The organism is Pseudodesulfovibrio portus (assembly GCF_026000375.1).
Classification (GTDB): domain Bacteria; phylum Desulfobacterota; class Desulfovibrionia; order Desulfovibrionales; family Desulfovibrionaceae; genus Pseudodesulfovibrio; species Pseudodesulfovibrio portus.
The window spans coordinates 1,479,813-1,496,473 of record NZ_AP026708.1 but is presented as its reverse complement, the minus strand read 5'-3'; the positions used below and the strand labels follow the sequence as shown (position 1 = coordinate 1,496,473).

The window sequence follows — 16,661 nt, the reverse complement described above, 5'->3', positions numbered from 1 at the left end:
GATGTCCTGAACTGTTTTGCAGCCCCTTTACGCCAAGCCCTCCTCCCGGGCAAGGGTGTGCAGCATGTGCACGGCGAGCGGCTCGTCCGGCCCTGCCGCGCTTGACTATCTCACTAATCTGGCTTAACAAACCACCTCTTTGCCCGCGGTGGATGGGATTTCTGCGCGTGGGTGAGTTTCGGAAACCGAGATAAATCCGGGAGATAGGATCGTTGTTCGAGAGCCTGCAAGATAGACTCAGCTCCACATTTTCGAAGTTGGGCGGCAAAAAGACCCTTGATGAAAATAACATCAAGGAGGGCCTTCGCGAGGTTCGCCTTGCGTTGCTGGAAGCCGACGTCAACTTCAAGGTGGTCAAGGGGTTTGTCGACCAGGTCAAGGAACGCGCCCTGGGCGACGAGGTCCTCAAGGGGCTGGAGCCCGGCCAGCATTTCATCAAGATCGTCAACGAGGAGCTGATCGAGCTTCTGGGCGGCGAGCAGCAGGACCTTGACCTTGCGGCCAAGCCGCTCAAGCTGATGATGGTCGGCCTGCAGGGTTCGGGTAAGACCACCAGCTCGGGCAAGATCGCGCTCTTCCTGCGCAAGCAGCATGGGCGCAAGCCGTACCTGGTCCCGGCGGACGTCTATCGCCCGGCGGCCATCGACCAGTTGAACACCCTGGCCAAGCAGCTCGACGTGCCCGTGTATCCGTCCACCACGGACATGAACCCGGTGGACATCTGCAAGGATGCGCTGGTCAAGGCCGAGGAACTGGGCTGCGACCTGGTGCTCTTCGACACCGCAGGCCGACTGCACATCGACGAGACGTTGATGGACGAGCTTGAGAACATCAAGCGCGAATGCACGCCCCAGGAAATTTTATTCGTGGCCGACGCCATGACCGGCCAGGACGCCGTGACCGTCGCCGACTCCTTCAATGAGAAGCTCGGCATCACCGGCGTGGTCCTGACCAAGATGGACGGCGACGCCCGAGGCGGCGCGGCCCTGTCCATCAAGTCCGTGACCGGCAGGTCGGTCAAGTTCGTGGGCGTGGGCGAGAAGCTCTCCGAGTTGGAGCTCTTCCACCCCGACCGCATCGCCTCGCGCATCCTCGGCATGGGCGACATGATGACGCTCATCGAGAAGGCCCAGAGCGAGATCGACGAGGATGAGGCCAAGGCCATGGCCGAGAAGATGGCCAAGGCGGAGTTCGACTTCGAGGACTTCCTCGGCCACATGAAGAAGCTCAAGAAGCTCGGGAGCATGGAAGGGCTGCTCAAGATGATCCCCGGCATGGGCAACATCATGAAGCAGATGGGCGACAACGCCATGCCCGAGGACGAGATGAAGCGCACCGAGGCGATCATCTCCTCCATGACCCTGAAGGAACGCCGCCAGCCGTCCCTGATCAACCAGAGCCGCAAGGAACGCATCGCCAAGGGCTCAGGCTTCAAGGTCGCCGACGTCAATGTGCTCATCAAGAATTTCAAGCAGATGAGCAAGGTCATGCAGGCCATGATGGGCGGCGGCAAGGGCAAGAAGCAGAAAGGTATGCTGGGCAGGCTCAAGGGCCTGGCCGGTGGCGGCGGGATGCCGGACATGGACGCCATGGGCGGAATGCCCGGAATGGGCGGAATGCCGGGAATGGGCGAGGAAGAGGGGGGCCGCAGGGATCTGTCCAAGAAAACCCTCAAGGAACGCCAGAAAAAGAAATTGAACAAGAAAAAAAATAAAAAGAAGAAAAAGAAAAAATAACAGGGAATTAAGAGGTTTTGAGGGCCAATCGGTGTGCTGGACCTCTCACCTTATAATTATATCATCTTGCTATAAACTGTGCAAAAACGTATGAAAAAACTATTGGGAGAATAAGTATCATGGCTATGAAAATCAGACTGACCCGTATGGGTTCCAAGAAGCGTCCCTTCTACCGCGTGGTGGCCCTGGATTCCGCTGCCCGTCGCGACGGACGCCCTGTTGAATACCTCGGGCATTACAACCCGATGGTCGAGCCCAACGACATCAAGCTCGATATGGACAAGATCGAACAGTGGCTTGCCAAGGGCGCCGAGCCCAGCAACACCGTTCGTTCCCTGCTGAAAAAGGCCGGCAAGTAGCGTACGCCTCTTGTGCGGGGAGCCGACAGCCCCCGCGTGGTCCGGACCGGTTTGGCAGCTGAGACTCATGGCGCACGGCGATGCGCCTACACGGAGGTGACGTCATGTTGAAAGAGATGATTGAGTACATTGCCAAGTCCCTTGTGGACAACCCGGACGAAGTGCACGTTTCGGAAGTCGAAGGTGAACAGACTTCAGTGATCGAGCTGAAGGTGGCCAAGGAAGACCTTGGCAAGGTGATCGGCAAACAGGGCCGCACGGCCCGTGCCATGCGTACCTTGCTCGGTGCCGCCTCCACCAAGGCCCGCAAGCGCTCCGTCCTGGAGATTCTCGAGTAGTCTGGCAGGCCGATGGCTAAACGACATTCCGCCGAGGGGTTCATCCTCGTGGGCGGGGTGGTCAAGCCGCACGGAATTCGAGGGGAGTTCTGCATGAAGAGTCATGCAGACTCCCCGTCCCTTTTCGACGCGGTGGACACCCTGTACCTGCAGGATGGGGCCCGGCCTCAACAGCCCGTTTCCATCACATCCTGGCGTGAACACAAGGAATTCATCCTTGTCACCGTCAAGGGCGTGACCGATCGCGACCAGGCCGACAGGCTGCGTGGCCGGTCTGTCCTCGTGCGCGAGGAGGATCTGCCGGAGCCGGACGAGGGCGAGCACTATCTCTATCAGATGATCGGCTGCCGCGTGGTGCTCGAAGACGGCACCGAGGTGGGCGAGCTCACGGGCTATTACGAGACCGGCGAGCAGGACACCTGGGTGATCGTCAATGACGCCGGGACCGAAATCCTGCTGCCCGCCGTGCCCGAGTTCGTGCTGGACATCGACCTGGACGCGGAGACCATCCTCATCGAGCCGCCGGAAGGGCTGCTGGATCTCTATCTCAACCCCGATCCGCCCAAAAAGAAAAAGAAGCGCACGCCCCCGCGCCGGAAAAAGCAGTCATGAATTTCCATCTCGTCTCCATCTTTCCGCACTACTTCGAGTCGCCGCTGCAGAGCGGCCTCATGGGCAAGGCCGTGGAGAACGGGCTGGTCTCCCTCGACTACGTGGACGTGCGCCGGTTCGCGGGCGGGGTGCACAAGTCCGTGGACGACCGCCCCTTCGGCGGCGGGCCGGGCATGCTGCTCAAGCTCGACCCCATGGTCAAGGCCCTGGACTCCGTCGAGCGCAAGGGACGCATCCTGATGCTCTCCCCGCGCGGCAAGCCGTTCAACCAGGCCCAGGCCAAGGCTTTGTCGCAGGAAGAGGACGTGACGCTCATCTGCGGGCGCTACGAGGGCATCGACGAGCGGCTCCTTGACCTCTACCCCATCGAGCTGGTCTCGGTCGGCGATTTCGTGCTCAACGGCGGCGAGATCGGGGCCGTGTGCATGGTCGAGGCCATCGCCCGGCTTCTGCCCGGCTTCATGGGGCACGAGGACTCCGGCGAAGAGGAGTCCTTTTCCGCCGGGCTGCTCGAATACCCGCACTACACCAGGCCCGAGGACTATGACGGGCTCGCCGTGCCCGAGGTGCTGCGAAGCGGCGACCACGGCAAGATCGCGGACTGGCGGCGGGAGTGCTCGCTGTCCGCCACCCTGAGCGACCGGCCGGACCTGCTGCCCAACGCGCGGCTGACCGTCGAGGATATCGATTTTCTGCGCGCACAACCGCGCACCCGGTTGGGGCGCAACCTGTATATCGCGCTCTGCCACTATCCGGTGGTCAACAAGTTCGGCGAAAAGGTGGCGGTGTCCGTGACCAACCTGGACCTGCACGACATGGCCCGCGTGGCCCGCAGCTACGGCCTGGGAGGGTTCTACGCCACCACGCCCATCGAGGACCAGAAAGCGCTGGCCGACAGGCTCCTCAGCCACTGGAAGGAGGGGGCGGGCAGCCAGGCCAATCCGGACCGCGCCGAGGCCTTTTCCAAGGTCAAGGTTTTTGACGATATCGAGTCTGCGGTCCTTGACATCGAGGCGCAAACAGGGCAATGTCCCCGCCTCGCGGCCACTTCAGCACGGCTGGATCGCCGCAAGGAGGCGGAGCCTGCCCTGACCTGTTCAGAGGTCCAAAAATGGCTCGCCAACTCTCCGGTTTTATTGATTTTTGGAACCGGACACGGTTTGGCGGAAGAAGTCCTCTCCAAAGCGGACGGCATAATGCGGCCTGTCAGGTATTTGGACGACTACAACCATCTGTCGGTAAGAAGTGCGGTTGCCATCATTGTTGATCGCCTCATCGCGGATGAGTACTAAGAATTCAGGAGACTGCTATGGACATCATCAAGAAAATCGAGTCCGAACACATTCGTTTGGACATGCCCGAGTTCAAGGCCGGTGACACCGTCAAGGTTCACTACCGCATCATCGAGGGTGAAAAGGAACGCATCCAGGTCTTCCAGGGCGCTGTCCTGCGTCGCCGTCGCGGCACCACCAACTCCACCTTCACCGTGCGCAAGATTTCCGACGGTATCGGCGTGGAGCGCGTGTTCCCCATGAACTCCCCCTTCATCGACCGCGTGGAAGTGGTCTCCGAGGGCAAGGTTCGCCGCAGCCGCATCTACTACCTGCGCAATCTGCGGGGTAAGGCCGCACGCATCAAGTCCAAACAGATCTGGGAGTAATTTTCCGGAGAAGCGGCGATCTGCACCGCTGCTCGGCGATAGCAGACCCTTGCGTAGGAGGACTACGCGGCGGTCCTGCAATCCCCTCGCATCGGCACATCTCACCACTTCTCCGAAAAATTCCTGTGATGGAATATATGCCCGAAGTGTCAACTGACACTTCGGGCTTTCTGGGTTTTGGGGATGGCCGTGGTGGCTTTTTGTGGAGCTTTGGGGCACAAACAGTGCCGGAGGAGATCAGCGGATGAGCCAGGTCGTTTTGTACGAAGCAGGGGGGTATTCCCCGACGGAGATCGCCGGGGTGGACGAGGCCGGGCGGGGGTGTCTGGCCGGGCCCGTGGTGGCCGGGGCGTGCATCCTGCCGGTCGAGTACGACCTGCCGGGGCTGACCGACTCCAAGCAGTTGACGGCCGTGCGGCGCGAGGAGCTGTATCCCCTGATCCGGGAGCAGGCAGTGGCCTGGGCCGTGGGTGTGGCCTGGGCGCCGGAGATAGACGAAGTCAATATTTTGCAGGCCACGTTCCGGGCCATGGGGCGGGCCGTGCGCTGCCTCAAGGCGGAGCCGAGATTCCTGCGCATCGACGGGGACAAGACCATTCCGGGTTACGCGCTGGGGCGCGACATCCATCAGGAGTACGTGATCAAGGGCGACGGCAAGGTCCCTGCCATCTCCGCCGCCTCGGTCCTGGCCAAGACCTTCCGCGACCGGCTCATGGTCAAGCTGGCCAAACGCTACCCCGGCTACGGCATCTCCCAGCACATGGGCTACGGCACCAAGGCCCACATCGAGGCCATCCGAAAACTCGGCCCCTGCCGCCTCCACCGCCTGACCTTCAAAAAGGTCAAACCCGAAGACAAGCCGCAGGAACAGGCCAGCCTGTTCTAGGCGCGGCACGACCTTCCGTGATCGGGCGCAGGGCCCGTCCTTGACCATGGGGCAAACCTGTACTATTTATTGTACAGAAAAGGAGGCCGACATGCCCGAAGCCATCACCTACACCGATGCTCGTCAACGCCTGGCGTCCACCATGGACGAGGTGTGCGATTCGCATGAGCCCGTGATCATCACGCGGCGCAAGGCAAAGTCTGTGGTCATGATGTCCCTGGAAGACTATAATTCGATCGCTGAAACGGCGTATCTGCTAGGCAGCCCGGCCAATGCCGACCGGTTGCGTGCGTCAATCCGTTCCGCCCAGGCGGGGGAGCTTGAAGAACACGCGCTCCTGGAGGACTGATGCGCCTCACCTGGACCGAACACGGTTGGGAAGATTATCTGTATTGGCAGAAGGCCGACAAAAAGATGGTCAAGCGCATCAATCTGCTCATCCGGGACGCCCTGAGGACTCCCTTTGAAGGGCGGGGCAAGCCCGAACCGCTCCGTTTCGACCTCACCGGCTACTGGTCCCGCCGCATCGACAGGGAACACCGCCTTGTCTACGCCTACGACAGCGAGGCGGACGCACTGATCATCGCCCAATGCCGTTACCACTACTGAGCCTGACCGCCTCGCACAGCAGCACGAGGCACCCAACATCGATCACCCACCCCGCGAAGCGGCGATAAAAAGTTTTGGAGGGGGAGTCCAGAGGGGGAACCTTTCTCGAAAGGTTCCCCCTCTGGCCGTCGGAGACATTCTTACTTGTAGTCCGCCAATTGCCGGGCGGTGTCGCGCGCGATATCGCGGTCCTTGATGTCCTGCTTCTTTGAGTGGACGTTCTTGCCGCGTCCCAGGCCGATCTGGACCTTGACCTTGCCGCGCGCGAAGTAGAGGCGCATGGGGATCACGGACAGGCCCTTTTGTTCGGTCTTGGCCTGGAGGTTCTCGATTTCCTGCTTGTGCATGAGCAGCCGCCGGGGGCGTTCAGGATCGTGCTGATCGTAGACCCCGGTCTTGTCGTAGGGGGCGATGTGCACACCCACGAGATACGCCTCGCCGTCGGCCGTGAACCGGACGTAGCCGTCCTTGAAGGACACCTGCCCGGCGCGCAGGGATTTGACCTCGCTGCCCTTGAGCGAGATGCCCGCCTCGAGGTCTTCGGTGATGTCGTACAGCCGCCGCGCCTGCTTGTTGACCGCGATGGTGTTCGGGGAGGTGGATTTCTTTTTTTTCTTTGCCATGGATTATGAGGGCAACTCGTCGTTTTCGAGAAGGGACGAGAAGAATGTGACTTCCTCGGGGAAGTGCTTGAAAATGTTGTCCATCACCAGGTTGTTGATGCGGCTGACCGTGCGGCATTCCAGGACGTCCCTGAGCAGCTTGCGGCAGTCGTGCATGTTGGTCTGCCGGATGATGCGCTTGATGCCGGGAATGGCCTGCGGGGTCATGGAGATGGAGTCGATGCCCATGCCGAGCAGGATGGGCACGCAGAACGGGTCGGACGCCACCTCGCCGCAGAGCGATACTTCTATGCCCGCCTGATGGGCCGCGTCAACCACCAATTTGATGGCCCTGAGGGTGGCCGGGTGGAGCGGCTGGTACAGGTAGGAGACATGGCGGTTGGTCCGGTCCACGCCCAGCGAATACTGGATCAGGTCGTTGGTGCCGATGGAGAAGAAGTCCACCTCGTGGGCCAGGTACTCGGCGATCATCACGGCGGCGGGCAGTTCGATCATGGTGCCCACCGGCATGTTCGGGTCGTATTCCACGCCCTCGCGGCGAAGCTCCGCCTTGGCCTGGGCGAGCCACGCCTTGGCCTGCCTGATTTCCTTGACCCCGGAGATCATGGGGAACATGAGCGACACGTTGCCGTAGGCCGAGGCGCGCAGGATGGCCCGGAGCTGGGTCTTGAACAATTGCGGGTTCTTCAGGCAGAAACGGATGGCCCGAAGCCCCATGGCCGGGTTGGCCTCGTGCAGTTCGCCGAAGGAGGCGATGAACTTGTCGCTGCCCAGATCCAGGGTGCGGAAGACGACCTTGCGCGGGGACATGATGGACGCCAGGTCGATATACTTGTCGGCCAGCTCGTCCTCGGAGGGCAGCTCCTTGCGGTTCAGGTAGGCGTACTCGGTGCGGTAGAGGCCCACGCCCTCGCCGCCGTTGTCCAGGACAGCGGCCACTTCCTCCACCAGCTCGATGTTTGCCTGCACCTCGACCCGGGAGCCGTCGAAGGTCTCGGCGGGCAGGTGGCACTGGCGCTTGATCTTGCGCGAGTAGTCCTCGAACAGGGCGGCCCGCTCGTTGTAATCCTCGAGTTCCGACTCGGTGGGATTGACCACGATCTTGCCGGTCAACCCATCCAGGACGACCAGGTCGCCGTCGCGGACCTTGTCCTCCAGCCCGTCCACGCCGACCAGGGCCGGGATGGCCAGTGAGCGGGCCATGATGCCGGTGTGGGAGGTCTTGCCGCCGCGCACCGTGGCAAAGCCCATGATCTTGTCCGCCTGGAGCTCCACGGTGTCCGCCGGGGTCAGGTCGTGGGCCATGATGATGGCCCGGCCCGAGATGGCGGTCATGTCAACTTCCAGGCCCATGAGCTTGGTCTGTACCTTGTCGGCCACCACGCGGACGTCCTGCATGCGCTCGCGGATGTAGGGGTCGCGGATGGCCCCGAAGGCCTGCTCCTGGTCGGCCACGGCCTTTTCCAGCGCCCAGGCCGCGTTCAGGCCGAGCGTCTTGATGTATTCCTCGGCGGCCCCGGAGAGCTTGGGGTCCCTGAGCATCATCAGGTGGGTGTCGATGAGGGAGCCGTGGCTTTTCAGCTCTTCGGGAAGGGTCTTGCGAATGGTCTTGAGTTCCCCCTCCACGGTGGCGAAGGCCTCGTGCAGCCGCGTGATCTCGTCACCGACCAGCCGGGCCGCGACGGTCTGTCTCGGCAGGTTGGCGGCATGACTTCGGTTGACGAAAAAGGCCTTGCCTATGGCGATGCCCGTGGCAACCGGTATGCCCGTGATGATCGAGTCGGCCATGAATTATCCTTCGAGCTTGTTGGCGAACAGTTCTTCCAGCCGTTCCAGGGCGGCCTCGGCGTCCACGCCGGTGGCGCGCAGTTCCAGGACGTTGCCCGGCCCGGCGGCCAGGGTCAGGATGTCGAGTATGGACTTGGCGTCCGCCTCCTGGTCGTCCAGGACCAGGGAGATGTCGGCCTCAAAGGTCTGTGCCTCCTGGGCGAGCCTGCCCGCCGGACGGGCATGCAGCCCGTTGTCGGAGGCGACGATGACCTTCCGGGAGAGGTAATCTTCGTTGTCCATGTCTGTGGTGCTTTCATCCGTCATTATCGAACCTGCTTTTTCAACCCGTGGTTATGTATGATTGAGCGGAAAATCACAAGCCAAATCCGTTTCGGACGGCTTCTTCCACCCAGGGGAAAATGTCTATCAGCATCACGAACACGATCACTGCCAGCACGCGGGAGAGCACTCCCGTGCGCACGAAGCGGGCGAAGAGCAGCAGCCCGCCCACGCCGATGGGCAGCTCCCACCACTGCTGGGGATTCGGCCAGATCAGGGTCCACAGCCAGATGAGCAGCCCGGCGTTGGCGTATTTCACCCTCCGGCCCCAGTTGATGAGATCCCACCGCTTGAGCTTCTCCAGCAGCTTGAACCCTTCCCGGACGCCTGCGGCGAAGGTGTAGGCCCGAAATATCTGGAGCCCGGCCAGGAAGACCACGCCCACGGCCAGGGCCGTCCGGGGCAGGCCCGACAGGATCAGGCAGATGGTGAGCAGCGCCCAGAAGATGAGCAGGCTGCCCGCGAACACCGAGTCGCCGATGGCGGACAGGGTGTAGGCCATGGTGTCCTTGACCTTGGCCAGCATCTTGGGCGGGAACCGGCCCGTCTTGATGGCCCCCTCGACGTTGAGGAGGATGCCCACCAGACACGGCGTCCAGAACGGATGGGACTGGTAGTGGCGGGCGTACCGTTTCTGGGCGTTCCTGAGCATCTTGGGATCGTTGTGGATGGCGCGCAGGCCGGGTTGCATGGCGTACATCAGCCCGATGTTCTGCATGCCGCGCGTGTTGAATCCCGCGCCCACCAGGTAGCAGCGCAGGAAGCTGCGCACGAAGGCCATGCCCCGGCTGTCCGTCCGCGTCTGCGCCGATCCCCTGTCTTTCATGGTGCGCCTTCCCGCCTACCGCTGTCCGGGCAGGAGGTTGTGGCGGGCCAGGTAGCGGCAGCAGGCCAGGGCCACGAAGATCTTGACCGCGTCCCAGGGGATGAACGGGACCACGCCGACGGCCACGGCCTTGCCCCAGGAGAAATCAAGGGCGAACTTGAGCCAGGCGGCCCCTGCGCCGTAGGCGGCGAGAATGGCCATGATGCCGAAGACGATGCCCCTGGTCCAGGGAATCAGGTCCCTGCCGGTCCGGGCCAGCCCGCAGAGCAGGGCGGAGGCCAGGAAGCCGAACAGGTAGCCGCCCGTGGGGCCGAGCAGGTGCCCGAGCCCGGACTTGCCGCCCGCGAAAACGGGCAGGCCTACGGTTCCGGCCAGCAGGTAGAGGCCCATGGCCATGACGCCGTGCCGGGGGCCGAGGGCGTACCCGGCCAGGAAGATGAACAGCGGCTGCATGGAGATGGGCACGGGGCCTATGGGCACGATGAGGTATGCGCCTGCGCCGATGAGGGCGGCCATGAGCGCGGTCCAGACGAGCCGGTGCAGGTCGAGCATTGAATTTTCGGTCATTGTCATCCGTTATGATGCCGCCGGAACCAGGCCGGCGCGGTTGATGTCATCCAGGTCCGAGCGGACGCTGTTGCCCCGCGTGGTCAGGTAGTCCCCGACCATGAGGCCGCTGGCCCCGGACGTGAGCAGTTCGCTTTTGCGCGTTTCGCCGAACACGGTGGGCCGCCCGCCGCAGATGCGCAGGTGCCGGTCCGGCAGCAGGAAGCGGAACAGGGCCACGATCTTCAGCGCTTCTTCCGGCGAGAGCACGGGCCGGTTTTCCAGCGGCGTGCCCGGGACGGGGTGGAGGAAGTTGACGGGCACGGAGTGTACCTTCAGTTCCCTCAGGAGCAGGGCCAGCTCCACCCGGTCGTCCCACGATTCGCCGATGCCGAAGATGCCGCCGGAGCAGACGTGCAGCCCGGCGTCGATCCCGGCGCGCACCGCGGCCACGTCCTCCTCGTACGCGTGCGTGGAGCACATGCGGGGGAAGAACGAGGCCGATGTTTCCAGGTTGTGATGATAGCCCTTCAACCCGGCATGTTTCAATGTTTTTAATTGCGAGCGGTCAAGGATGCCGGGCGAAAGGTCCGGGGCCATGCCCAGGGCCGCCACCCGGCGCACGGATTCGGCAAAGCCGTCCAGGTCCCTGCCGCCCACCAGCTTGCCGCTGGCCACGATGCCGAAGCGGGTCACGCCGTGACCTTGTGCGGCAACGGCGGCCTTCTCGATGTCGTCGGCGGGCAGCAGCGGATACACCGGGCTTTCCCCCCGGTGGTGGCCCGACTGGGCGCAGAACGAGCAGTCCTCGGAACAGGTCCCGGACTTGGCGTTGATGATGGCGCACAATCCCACCGCATTGGTGAAGCGGGCCGTTTTTATGCGGTGTGCGAGGGGCAGGAATTCGCCGAGGCGCTCGTCGGGGAGTTCGATGAGGTATCGGATCTCGGAATCCGCGAGGTCGCGCCCGTCAAGGACTTTGCGGCAGGCGGCGTTCAGGCTCATGGGGTGCTATTTGGGCCAGTCGCGGGGAGAAGTCAAGCCGGGCCGGATTCTGCACACCCGGGGCGACGCCATGTGAATAAAAGGATTTGAAAAGGGGGGTTGATTCGCCGCCGGAAAAGCCTATGCTTTGGTTCTGATTCTTATTCGGGAGGTATGTATTATGGAAATGGAACTGGATCTTTTCTTTGTGGACGGGGTGCTGCTGGTCGCCTTGATGGCGCTGGGCGCGAGCCTCGGCCATTTCATCGGAGGGCTCGCCCGGCACAGGTGCCCGGCGCTGTTCCGCATTGCCGCCCGTTTCGAGCGGCGCCATCCCGGCCTGTTCGACCAGGGCGACTTCTACTGCTTCTTCCGCAAGGGCGCACTGTACGGAAGTTAGGGCGCTTCGCGGCTGAAATACAAATCGAAAGGCCGGAAGCGGGATATCCCGCTTCCGGCCTTTCGGTTTGTCCGGGAAAGATCAGTCCCGCATCAGGGCATAGACTTCCTTGGACGTCCAGCCCGTCACCCGGTCGGCCACCCTGCGGGCGATTTCCTTGGGCTTGCCCCCGGCCCCGGCCTCCTCGTCGATCAACTCGCGGATCGTGTCCTCGCCCGCATCGCCGGTCGCTCCGGCCGGGGCGATGATGACGGTCAACTCGCCGCGCAGGTCGAGATCCACGCTGTCGAGGTCGCCCAGGGTGCCCCGGATGAATTCCTCATACTCTTTGGTCAGCTCGCGGGCCACGCAGAACTCGCGGTCGCCCAGGATGTCGAAGGCGATGCCGAGGGTGCCCGCAAGGCGGGACTTGCGTTCGAACAGGACCAGGGTGGCGCCGGTGTCGCGGTGGGCCTTGAGGAGTTTCTCGGTCTGGGATTTCTTGCGCGGGGCGAACCCGAGAAAGGTGTAGGGCAGGGGCGGCAGGCCCGAGGCGGACAGGGCGGTCACCGGCGCGCTGGGGCCGGGCACGGGCCTGACCGGAATATCCTGGTCGCGGCAGGCGCGGACCAGGGTGAAGCCGGGGTCGGACAGCAGCGGGGTGCCCGCGTCCGAGATGAGGGCGACGTCGAGCCCGTCTTCGAGGAAGCCCACGACCTTGGGCAGCCGCTTGTCCTCGTTGTGCTCGAAAAAGGACATCAGCCGTCCGTGCCTGGCGAGTCCGAGCCGCTGGAAGAGCAGCCCGGCCCGGCGGGTGTCCTCGGCCAGGACCACGTCGGCGTCTTCCAGCACGGCGCGGGCGCGGGGCGAGAGATCGTCCACATTGCCCAGGGGGGTGGCCACCACCCAGAGTGTTCCGGTATCCGTCATTATTCCATCCCGGTCAGGTCGAATGCGTTTTCGGTGTGTTCCACGTCCATGGATGTCCCGGAGTCCGTGACTGCGGCCAGGTCGAACCGGCAGGGCTCGTCCCACAGCGCCTTTTCCGTCAGGTACCGGCTGGCCGCCTTGACCAGCCGGGCGCGCTTCTTCGGGGTCAATCCGTCCGCCGGGCTCGTCATGGAGCCCGCCCTGCGCGTCTTGACCTCCACGAACACGATGGTGTCGCGGTCGCGGCAGACCAGGTCCAGCTCCCACTGCCGGAACCGCCAGTTGCGGTCCAGCACGCGCAGCCCCTTGGACTCGAGATACCGGGCGGCGGCGTCCTCGCCCAGGTCGCCGATCCGTTTGGTCGGCAGCAATTTTGCGAAAAAGCCCATGAAGTGGAGAGATAGCACAGGGGAGCCCGGCTTGCCAGACGGCGCAGGCGTCAATTCCCGCTCAACTGCCGGACAACGGCGTCGGGGCTGAAATCGTATTCCGTGATGCGGGAATTATACGTTTTGCTGAACAGCCTGAAGTCGATCTTCTTCCAGTTGTCGGGGTCGAGAAGCGGTGCGTAGGTGTCGAGGTTGGAGTTGTCGATGAGGCGCATTTCGGATTGCAGGGTCGGATCGGGCGCGGCGAAATCGTGTCCGTGGTGGTAATCGAGGATCATGACCAGGGCCCACGCGCCCTCCATGAAGTGCCCGCCGATGGCGGCCTCCATGCGGCCTTCCCTCACGGCCTGGAGGCAGTCCGCCGACCAGCCGATGCCTCCGGTGAGAAAACTCTTTCCGGCCTTGATGCCCAACTCCTCGACCGCGTCCAGGATGCCGAGGGCGGTGTCTCCGTGCACGGCCCAGTACACCCGGGCGTCGGGATGGTAGTCCAGCAGGGCCAGGGTCTTGGTCCGGGCCTTGTCCCGCTGCCACTCCGCCCAGACGAACCGGTCCAGCACGGCTCTGGGGTTGTTCTCAAGGGCCTGCATCAGCCCGTTCATCCTGTAGGTGCCCGAGGTGGCGTCCCTTGATCCGCCGATGCCGACCATGTGCAGCAACCTGTCATTGTCCGTCAGTCCATTCTCGATGCCCTGGTGGATCAGGCGGTCCGCCAGCATGCGCCCGGCCAGGAGGTCGTCGGGATATATGTGCCCGATCCAGTGCGGGTAGATTTCCCGCGGGCCTCCGACCAGCGGCCGTTCCAGCGGGATGGTGTCCGTGTTGACGATGACCGACTTGATGCCCATCTGTTCGAGCATGGGCAGCATGTTCCGGGTGCTGGTGGCCTGATACATGTAGACGAGATAGTCCGGCTTGGCCTTTTGGTGGGCGATCTGGTCGGCATTTTCCTCCACCTCGAAGCGATGTCTTGCGTAGACCACTTCGAGCTCCATGCCGAGGTCCCGGGCGGCCTCCTGCATGAAGGCCGCGAATTCATCCCAGAAGGGCTGTTCCCCCTGTGGCGAGGGGGAGATGAAGGCCACCCGTATGGGCGTCCGCGCAGCCGAACCGGAGGGGACGAGGGGGAGCAGGCACAGGCAGAGTGCGATTATTGCGGACAGGCGTTTCATGCTTTTCCAGTTTTCGGTTGCTTATGCGAGGGGCTGTAGACGGTAGGTTATAGTTTCAGGGGAAAAGGAGCAAGTTCGTTGTTGGGCCGCATCACCTCTTTTTGCCTCGAGTGTTTTGGGGTATGCTCCGGGCAGGAGGCTCCCATGCTTAAATACGCAATGATCGGCGGCGGCCCCGGCGCATTCGTGGGCGCGGTGCACCGCAACGCCCTGGCCCTCAACGGGCAGGCGACACTGGTGGCGGGATGCTTTTCCCGCGATCTGGAAAAGACGCGGGAACTCGGCCTGGAACTCGGCCTGGACGAGGACAGGCTCTACGCCACGCCCGAGGAGATGGCCCGGCTCGAGGCGGGCGATATCGATTTCGCCGTGGTGGTCACCTCCAACGAGGCCCATTACCCCAACGTGAAGACGTGCCTGGAGAACGGCATCAACGTCATGTGCGACAAGCCGTTCACCCACACTTCGGCCCAGGCCGAGGAACTGGTCGGGCTTGCCCGCGCCGGCGGCCTCCACCTGGCCGTGACCTATACCTACGCGGGCTATCCCATGGTCCGCCAGATGCGGGAGATGATCGCGCGCGGCGACATCGGGGAGGTCCGATTCGTCAACGCCGAGTACCCGCAGGGATGGCTGGCCGAGCTGCTGGAAGCCACCGGCCACACCCAGGCGAGCTGGCGGGCGGACCCGGAGCGCAGCGGCGGCACCCTGTCCCTGGGCGACGTGGGTTCGCACATCGAATACCTGGTGCCCCACGTCACCGGGCTCAAGCTGACCCGGCTGGCCGCCCGGCTGGATTCCCTGGTGGAGGGCCGCGAGCTGGACGACAACGGCGCCATCCTGACCGAATACGCGGGCGGCGCGCGCGGCATGTACTGGTACTCCCAGGCGGCCACGGGCATGGTCAACGGCTTGAAATTGCGGGTCTTCGGCGACCGGGGCGGCCTGGAATGGTTTCAGGAGGATGCGGAGCATCTCCGGTACATGCCGCTGGGCGAGTCCGCCCGGACCATCGTGCGCGGCTCGCCCGATCTGCTGCCCGGGGCCATGGCCTATTCGCATACCCCGGCCGGTCATCCCGAGGGGTGGCTGATGGCCTTTGCCAACATCTATCGGGCGTTCTGCGACACCCTCATATCAAACGCGCCCGTGGATTTTCCCACCGGGGAGGACGGCGTGCGCGGCGTGCGCTTCATCGAGGCGTGCCTTGAGAGCTCCCGGGACGATACCGTCTGGGTGGAAATGGAGTAGTTCGTCCGGGAGCGGGCCGTTATTGTTCGGAGAGCTGGCGGGCCACGGCGTCCGGGCTGAAGTCGTACTTCTCCAGTCCGGGGTTGTACGTTTTGCTCAACCGCCTGAAGTCGATGGACGGCCAGTTGTCGCGGTCGAGGACCGGAAGAAACCTGTGGGCGGTGTCGCTGTCGATGATGCGCATCTCCGAATGCAGCGTCGGGTCCGGCTGGGCGAAGTCGTGGCCGTTGTGGTAGTCCAGAAGCAGCAACAGCGCCCAGGCCCCCTCCATGAAATGGCCGCCGATGGTGGTCACCATGCTCCCGTTCAGCACCTTTCCCACGCACTCCGGGGACCAGTCTATGCCCCCGGTCAGGATGTCCTTGCCGGGCACGGCCCCCCTCTTGTCCATGGCGTCCAGGACCCCCATGGCGGTGTGGTCGTTGATGGCCCAGAATACCGTTGCGTCGGGGTAGAGGGACAGGAGCTTCACGGCCTTCTGGCGCGACACTTCCCGCTTCCAGTAGGCGAGGACGAATTGGTCCACGACCACGTCGGGAAAATCCGCCACGGCGGACAACAACCCGGTCCTTCTGTGCGAGGAAGAAGTGGCCGTATGGCTGCCCCCGAGGCCGATGACATGGATTTTCCCGTCCGGAGCCCGGAGATTCATCTGCCCGGCCCGGTCAAACAGTCGTTTTGCCAGCATGCGCCCGGCCGAGGCGTCGTCAGGGAATATGTGCCCGATCCAGGACGGGTAGATCCCTCGCGGGGAACCGGCTGCGGCCCTCTCGGCGTCGACGACGTCGGTGTTGACGATGAGCGTCTTCACCCCGGCGTCGCGGGCCATGGTCAGGGTGGCTATGGTGGTGTCCGCCTGGTAGATGCTCACCAGGTAATCGGGCCTGGCCTGGCCGGACAGCGTTTTGCGGACCAGGTCGTTCACCTCGAAACGGTTGTCGGCTTCAAGCACGGTCAGGTTTATTCCGAGGTCTTCAGCCGCGACCTTCATGAAGGCGATAAAGTCGTTCCAGAAGGGCCGCTTGGAAGCCATGGAGGGGCTGACGAAGGTTACGGAGGGCAATTCGACCGCAGCGAGGGAGTTCGTCGGGAGAGCGGCGAGCAGCAATGCACAAAGGACCAGCCAGAGAAAACGTTGTCCCGTTCTTTTCATGAGTCCGACATCCTGTCCGGTTAATGACCGCCCCAGATCGAAAATATGTATAAATGTAGCACGGTTTACTCTTCGGGGCAATAACGGTTCCAATTTATG

The 16,661-nt window shown here is 63.2% G+C and carries 21 protein-coding genes; 11 read left to right on the top strand and 10 right to left on the bottom strand.

Features of this window, described 5'->3' with window-relative positions:
- Positions 1–212 precede the first annotated feature (212 nt).
- The 9 genes from ffh (at position 213) to OO730_RS07210 (ending at position 6,200) form a co-directional block, all read left to right on the top strand.
- A complete protein-coding gene (ffh, locus tag OO730_RS07250; RefSeq protein ID WP_264983914.1) occupies positions 213–1,736 on the top strand; it encodes a signal recognition particle protein in 1,524 nt (507 codons plus the stop codon).
- Positions 1,737–1,855: 119 nt separating this feature from the next.
- Positions 1,856–2,095: a 30S ribosomal protein S16 gene (gene rpsP, locus OO730_RS07245; protein WP_264983913.1), complete on the top strand. Its 240-nt coding sequence runs from the start codon at positions 1,856–1,858 to the stop codon at positions 2,093–2,095.
- A 104-nt stretch (positions 2,096–2,199) separates the two neighbouring features.
- Positions 2,200–2,433, top strand: a complete 234-nt coding sequence (locus OO730_RS07240) for a KH domain-containing protein (protein WP_015414977.1) — start codon at positions 2,200–2,202, stop codon at positions 2,431–2,433.
- Positions 2,434–2,445: 12 nt separating this feature from the next.
- Complete coding sequence (gene rimM / locus OO730_RS07235; protein WP_264983912.1) at positions 2,446–3,045, top strand: ribosome maturation factor RimM; 600 nt, start codon at positions 2,446–2,448, stop codon at positions 3,043–3,045.
- Positions 3,042–4,337 carry a tRNA (guanosine(37)-N1)-methyltransferase TrmD gene (trmD, locus tag OO730_RS07230; protein ID WP_264983911.1) on the top strand — a complete coding sequence of 432 codons (1,296 nt, stop codon included), beginning with the start codon at positions 3,042–3,044 and terminating at the stop codon, positions 4,335–4,337. Before rimM ends, trmD begins: the two co-directional genes overlap by 4 nt.
- A 17-nt stretch (positions 4,338–4,354) precedes the next feature.
- Positions 4,355–4,705, top strand: coding sequence for a 50S ribosomal protein L19 (rplS, locus tag OO730_RS07225; protein WP_264983910.1), 351 nt, complete (start codon positions 4,355–4,357; stop codon positions 4,703–4,705).
- A gap of 244 nt (positions 4,706–4,949) precedes the next feature.
- Entirely contained in the window at positions 4,950–5,591 is a 642-nt protein-coding gene (locus tag OO730_RS07220; RefSeq protein WP_264983909.1) for a ribonuclease HII, read from the top strand.
- 91 nt (positions 5,592–5,682) lie between these two features.
- Positions 5,683–5,940: a type II toxin-antitoxin system Phd/YefM family antitoxin gene (locus OO730_RS07215; protein ID WP_264983908.1), complete on the top strand. Its 258-nt coding sequence runs from the start codon at positions 5,683–5,685 to the stop codon at positions 5,938–5,940.
- On the top strand, positions 5,940–6,200 hold the full coding sequence (locus OO730_RS07210; RefSeq protein WP_264983907.1) for a Txe/YoeB family addiction module toxin: 261 nt from the start codon (positions 5,940–5,942) through the stop codon (positions 6,198–6,200). The genes OO730_RS07215 and OO730_RS07210 overlap by 1 nt, the downstream gene beginning before the upstream one ends.
- Before the next feature lie 140 nt (positions 6,201–6,340).
- Here OO730_RS07210 and smpB read toward each other — a convergent pair whose 3' ends face one another.
- Genes smpB through bioB form a run of 6 tightly spaced genes read right to left on the bottom strand, consistent with a single transcriptional unit; the run spans position 6,341 to position 11,309 of the window.
- Entirely contained in the window at positions 6,341–6,823 is a 483-nt protein-coding gene (smpB, locus tag OO730_RS07205; protein WP_264983906.1) for an SsrA-binding protein SmpB, read from the bottom strand.
- A gap of 3 nt (positions 6,824–6,826) precedes the next feature.
- A complete protein-coding gene (gene ptsP / locus OO730_RS07200; protein WP_264983905.1) occupies positions 6,827–8,611 on the bottom strand; it encodes a phosphoenolpyruvate--protein phosphotransferase in 1,785 nt (594 codons plus the stop codon).
- A gap of 3 nt (positions 8,612–8,614) precedes the next feature.
- Positions 8,615–8,917 (bottom strand): HPr family phosphocarrier protein, encoded by a 303-nt coding sequence (locus OO730_RS07195; protein WP_264983904.1) that lies wholly within the window; start codon positions 8,915–8,917, stop codon positions 8,615–8,617.
- Between the two features lie 49 nt (positions 8,918–8,966).
- A complete protein-coding gene (locus OO730_RS07190; protein WP_264983903.1) occupies positions 8,967–9,758 on the bottom strand; it encodes a PTS system mannose/fructose/sorbose family transporter subunit IID in 792 nt (263 codons plus the stop codon).
- A gap of 15 nt (positions 9,759–9,773) precedes the next feature.
- Positions 9,774–10,325, bottom strand: coding sequence for a biotin transporter BioY (locus OO730_RS07185; protein WP_264983902.1), 552 nt, complete (start codon positions 10,323–10,325; stop codon positions 9,774–9,776).
- A 9-nt stretch (positions 10,326–10,334) separates the two neighbouring features.
- Positions 10,335–11,309: a biotin synthase BioB gene (gene bioB, locus OO730_RS07180; protein WP_264983901.1), complete on the bottom strand. Its 975-nt coding sequence runs from the start codon at positions 11,307–11,309 to the stop codon at positions 10,335–10,337.
- A gap of 166 nt (positions 11,310–11,475) precedes the next feature.
- On the opposite strand from bioB, the gene OO730_RS07175 reads away from it, so the two are divergent.
- A complete protein-coding gene (locus OO730_RS07175) occupies positions 11,476–11,688 on the top strand; it encodes a hypothetical protein (RefSeq protein ID WP_264983900.1) in 213 nt (70 codons plus the stop codon).
- Positions 11,689–11,769: 81 nt separating this feature from the next.
- Here OO730_RS07175 and rsmI read toward each other — a convergent pair whose 3' ends face one another.
- The 3 genes from rsmI to OO730_RS07160 are packed head-to-tail and all read right to left on the bottom strand — an operon-like array spanning position 11,770 to position 14,158.
- Positions 11,770–12,597, bottom strand: coding sequence for a 16S rRNA (cytidine(1402)-2'-O)-methyltransferase (rsmI, locus tag OO730_RS07170; protein ID WP_264983899.1), 828 nt, complete (start codon positions 12,595–12,597; stop codon positions 11,770–11,772).
- Positions 12,597–12,986 carry a YraN family protein gene (locus tag OO730_RS07165; RefSeq protein WP_264983898.1) on the bottom strand — a complete coding sequence of 130 codons (390 nt, stop codon included), beginning with the start codon at positions 12,984–12,986 and terminating at the stop codon, positions 12,597–12,599. The genes rsmI and OO730_RS07165 overlap by 1 nt, the downstream gene beginning before the upstream one ends.
- A gap of 50 nt (positions 12,987–13,036) precedes the next feature.
- The gene (locus OO730_RS07160; RefSeq protein WP_264983897.1) at positions 13,037–14,158 is read right to left on the bottom strand and encodes an ABC transporter substrate-binding protein; all 1,122 of its coding nucleotides are present in this window, start codon (positions 14,156–14,158) and stop codon (positions 13,037–13,039) included.
- Between the two features lie 144 nt (positions 14,159–14,302).
- On the opposite strand from OO730_RS07160, the gene OO730_RS07155 reads away from it, so the two are divergent.
- Complete coding sequence (locus OO730_RS07155) at positions 14,303–15,409, top strand: Gfo/Idh/MocA family protein (protein WP_264983896.1); 1,107 nt, start codon at positions 14,303–14,305, stop codon at positions 15,407–15,409.
- Between the two features lie 19 nt (positions 15,410–15,428).
- Here the strand turns inward: OO730_RS07155 and OO730_RS07150 are convergent, their stop codons facing one another.
- The gene (locus tag OO730_RS07150) at positions 15,429–16,562 is read right to left on the bottom strand and encodes an ABC transporter substrate-binding protein (RefSeq protein ID WP_264983895.1); all 1,134 of its coding nucleotides are present in this window, start codon (positions 16,560–16,562) and stop codon (positions 15,429–15,431) included.
- Between the last annotated feature and the right edge of the window lie 99 nt (positions 16,563–16,661).

Bases quoted from the DNA above. Each gene is read 5' to 3' on its own strand.
- rpsP (WP_264983913.1), top strand. From the start codon at position 1,856: ATGGCTATGAAAATCAGACTGACCCGTATGGGTTCCAAGAAGCGTCCC.
- OO730_RS07240 (WP_015414977.1), top strand. From the start codon at position 2,200: ATGTTGAAAGAGATGATTGAGTACATTGCCAAGTCCCTTGTGGACAAC.
- rimM (WP_264983912.1), top strand. From the start codon at position 2,446: ATGGCTAAACGACATTCCGCCGAGGGGTTCATCCTCGTGGGCGGGGTG.
- trmD (WP_264983911.1), top strand. From the start codon at position 3,042: ATGAATTTCCATCTCGTCTCCATCTTTCCGCACTACTTCGAGTCGCCG.
- rplS (WP_264983910.1), top strand. From the start codon at position 4,355: ATGGACATCATCAAGAAAATCGAGTCCGAACACATTCGTTTGGACATG.
- OO730_RS07220 (WP_264983909.1), top strand. From the start codon at position 4,950: ATGAGCCAGGTCGTTTTGTACGAAGCAGGGGGGTATTCCCCGACGGAG.
- OO730_RS07215 (WP_264983908.1), top strand. From the start codon at position 5,683: ATGCCCGAAGCCATCACCTACACCGATGCTCGTCAACGCCTGGCGTCC.
- OO730_RS07210 (WP_264983907.1), top strand. From the start codon at position 5,940: ATGCGCCTCACCTGGACCGAACACGGTTGGGAAGATTATCTGTATTGG.
- smpB (WP_264983906.1), bottom strand. From the start codon at position 6,823: ATGGCAAAGAAAAAAAAGAAATCCACCTCCCCGAACACCATCGCGGTC.
- ptsP (WP_264983905.1), bottom strand. From the start codon at position 8,611: ATGGCCGACTCGATCATCACGGGCATACCGGTTGCCACGGGCATCGCC.
- OO730_RS07195 (WP_264983904.1), bottom strand. From the start codon at position 8,917: ATGACGGATGAAAGCACCACAGACATGGACAACGAAGATTACCTCTCC.
- OO730_RS07190 (WP_264983903.1), bottom strand. From the start codon at position 9,758: ATGAAAGACAGGGGATCGGCGCAGACGCGGACGGACAGCCGGGGCATG.
- OO730_RS07185 (WP_264983902.1), bottom strand. From the start codon at position 10,325: ATGACCGAAAATTCAATGCTCGACCTGCACCGGCTCGTCTGGACCGCG.
- bioB (WP_264983901.1), bottom strand. From the start codon at position 11,309: ATGAGCCTGAACGCCGCCTGCCGCAAAGTCCTTGACGGGCGCGACCTC.
- OO730_RS07175 (WP_264983900.1), top strand. From the start codon at position 11,476: ATGGAACTGGATCTTTTCTTTGTGGACGGGGTGCTGCTGGTCGCCTTG.
- rsmI (WP_264983899.1), bottom strand. From the start codon at position 12,597: ATGACGGATACCGGAACACTCTGGGTGGTGGCCACCCCCCTGGGCAAT.
- OO730_RS07165 (WP_264983898.1), bottom strand. From the start codon at position 12,986: ATGGGCTTTTTCGCAAAATTGCTGCCGACCAAACGGATCGGCGACCTG.
- OO730_RS07160 (WP_264983897.1), bottom strand. From the start codon at position 14,158: ATGAAACGCCTGTCCGCAATAATCGCACTCTGCCTGTGCCTGCTCCCC.
- OO730_RS07155 (WP_264983896.1), top strand. From the start codon at position 14,303: ATGCTTAAATACGCAATGATCGGCGGCGGCCCCGGCGCATTCGTGGGC.
- OO730_RS07150 (WP_264983895.1), bottom strand. From the start codon at position 16,562: ATGAAAAGAACGGGACAACGTTTTCTCTGGCTGGTCCTTTGTGCATTG.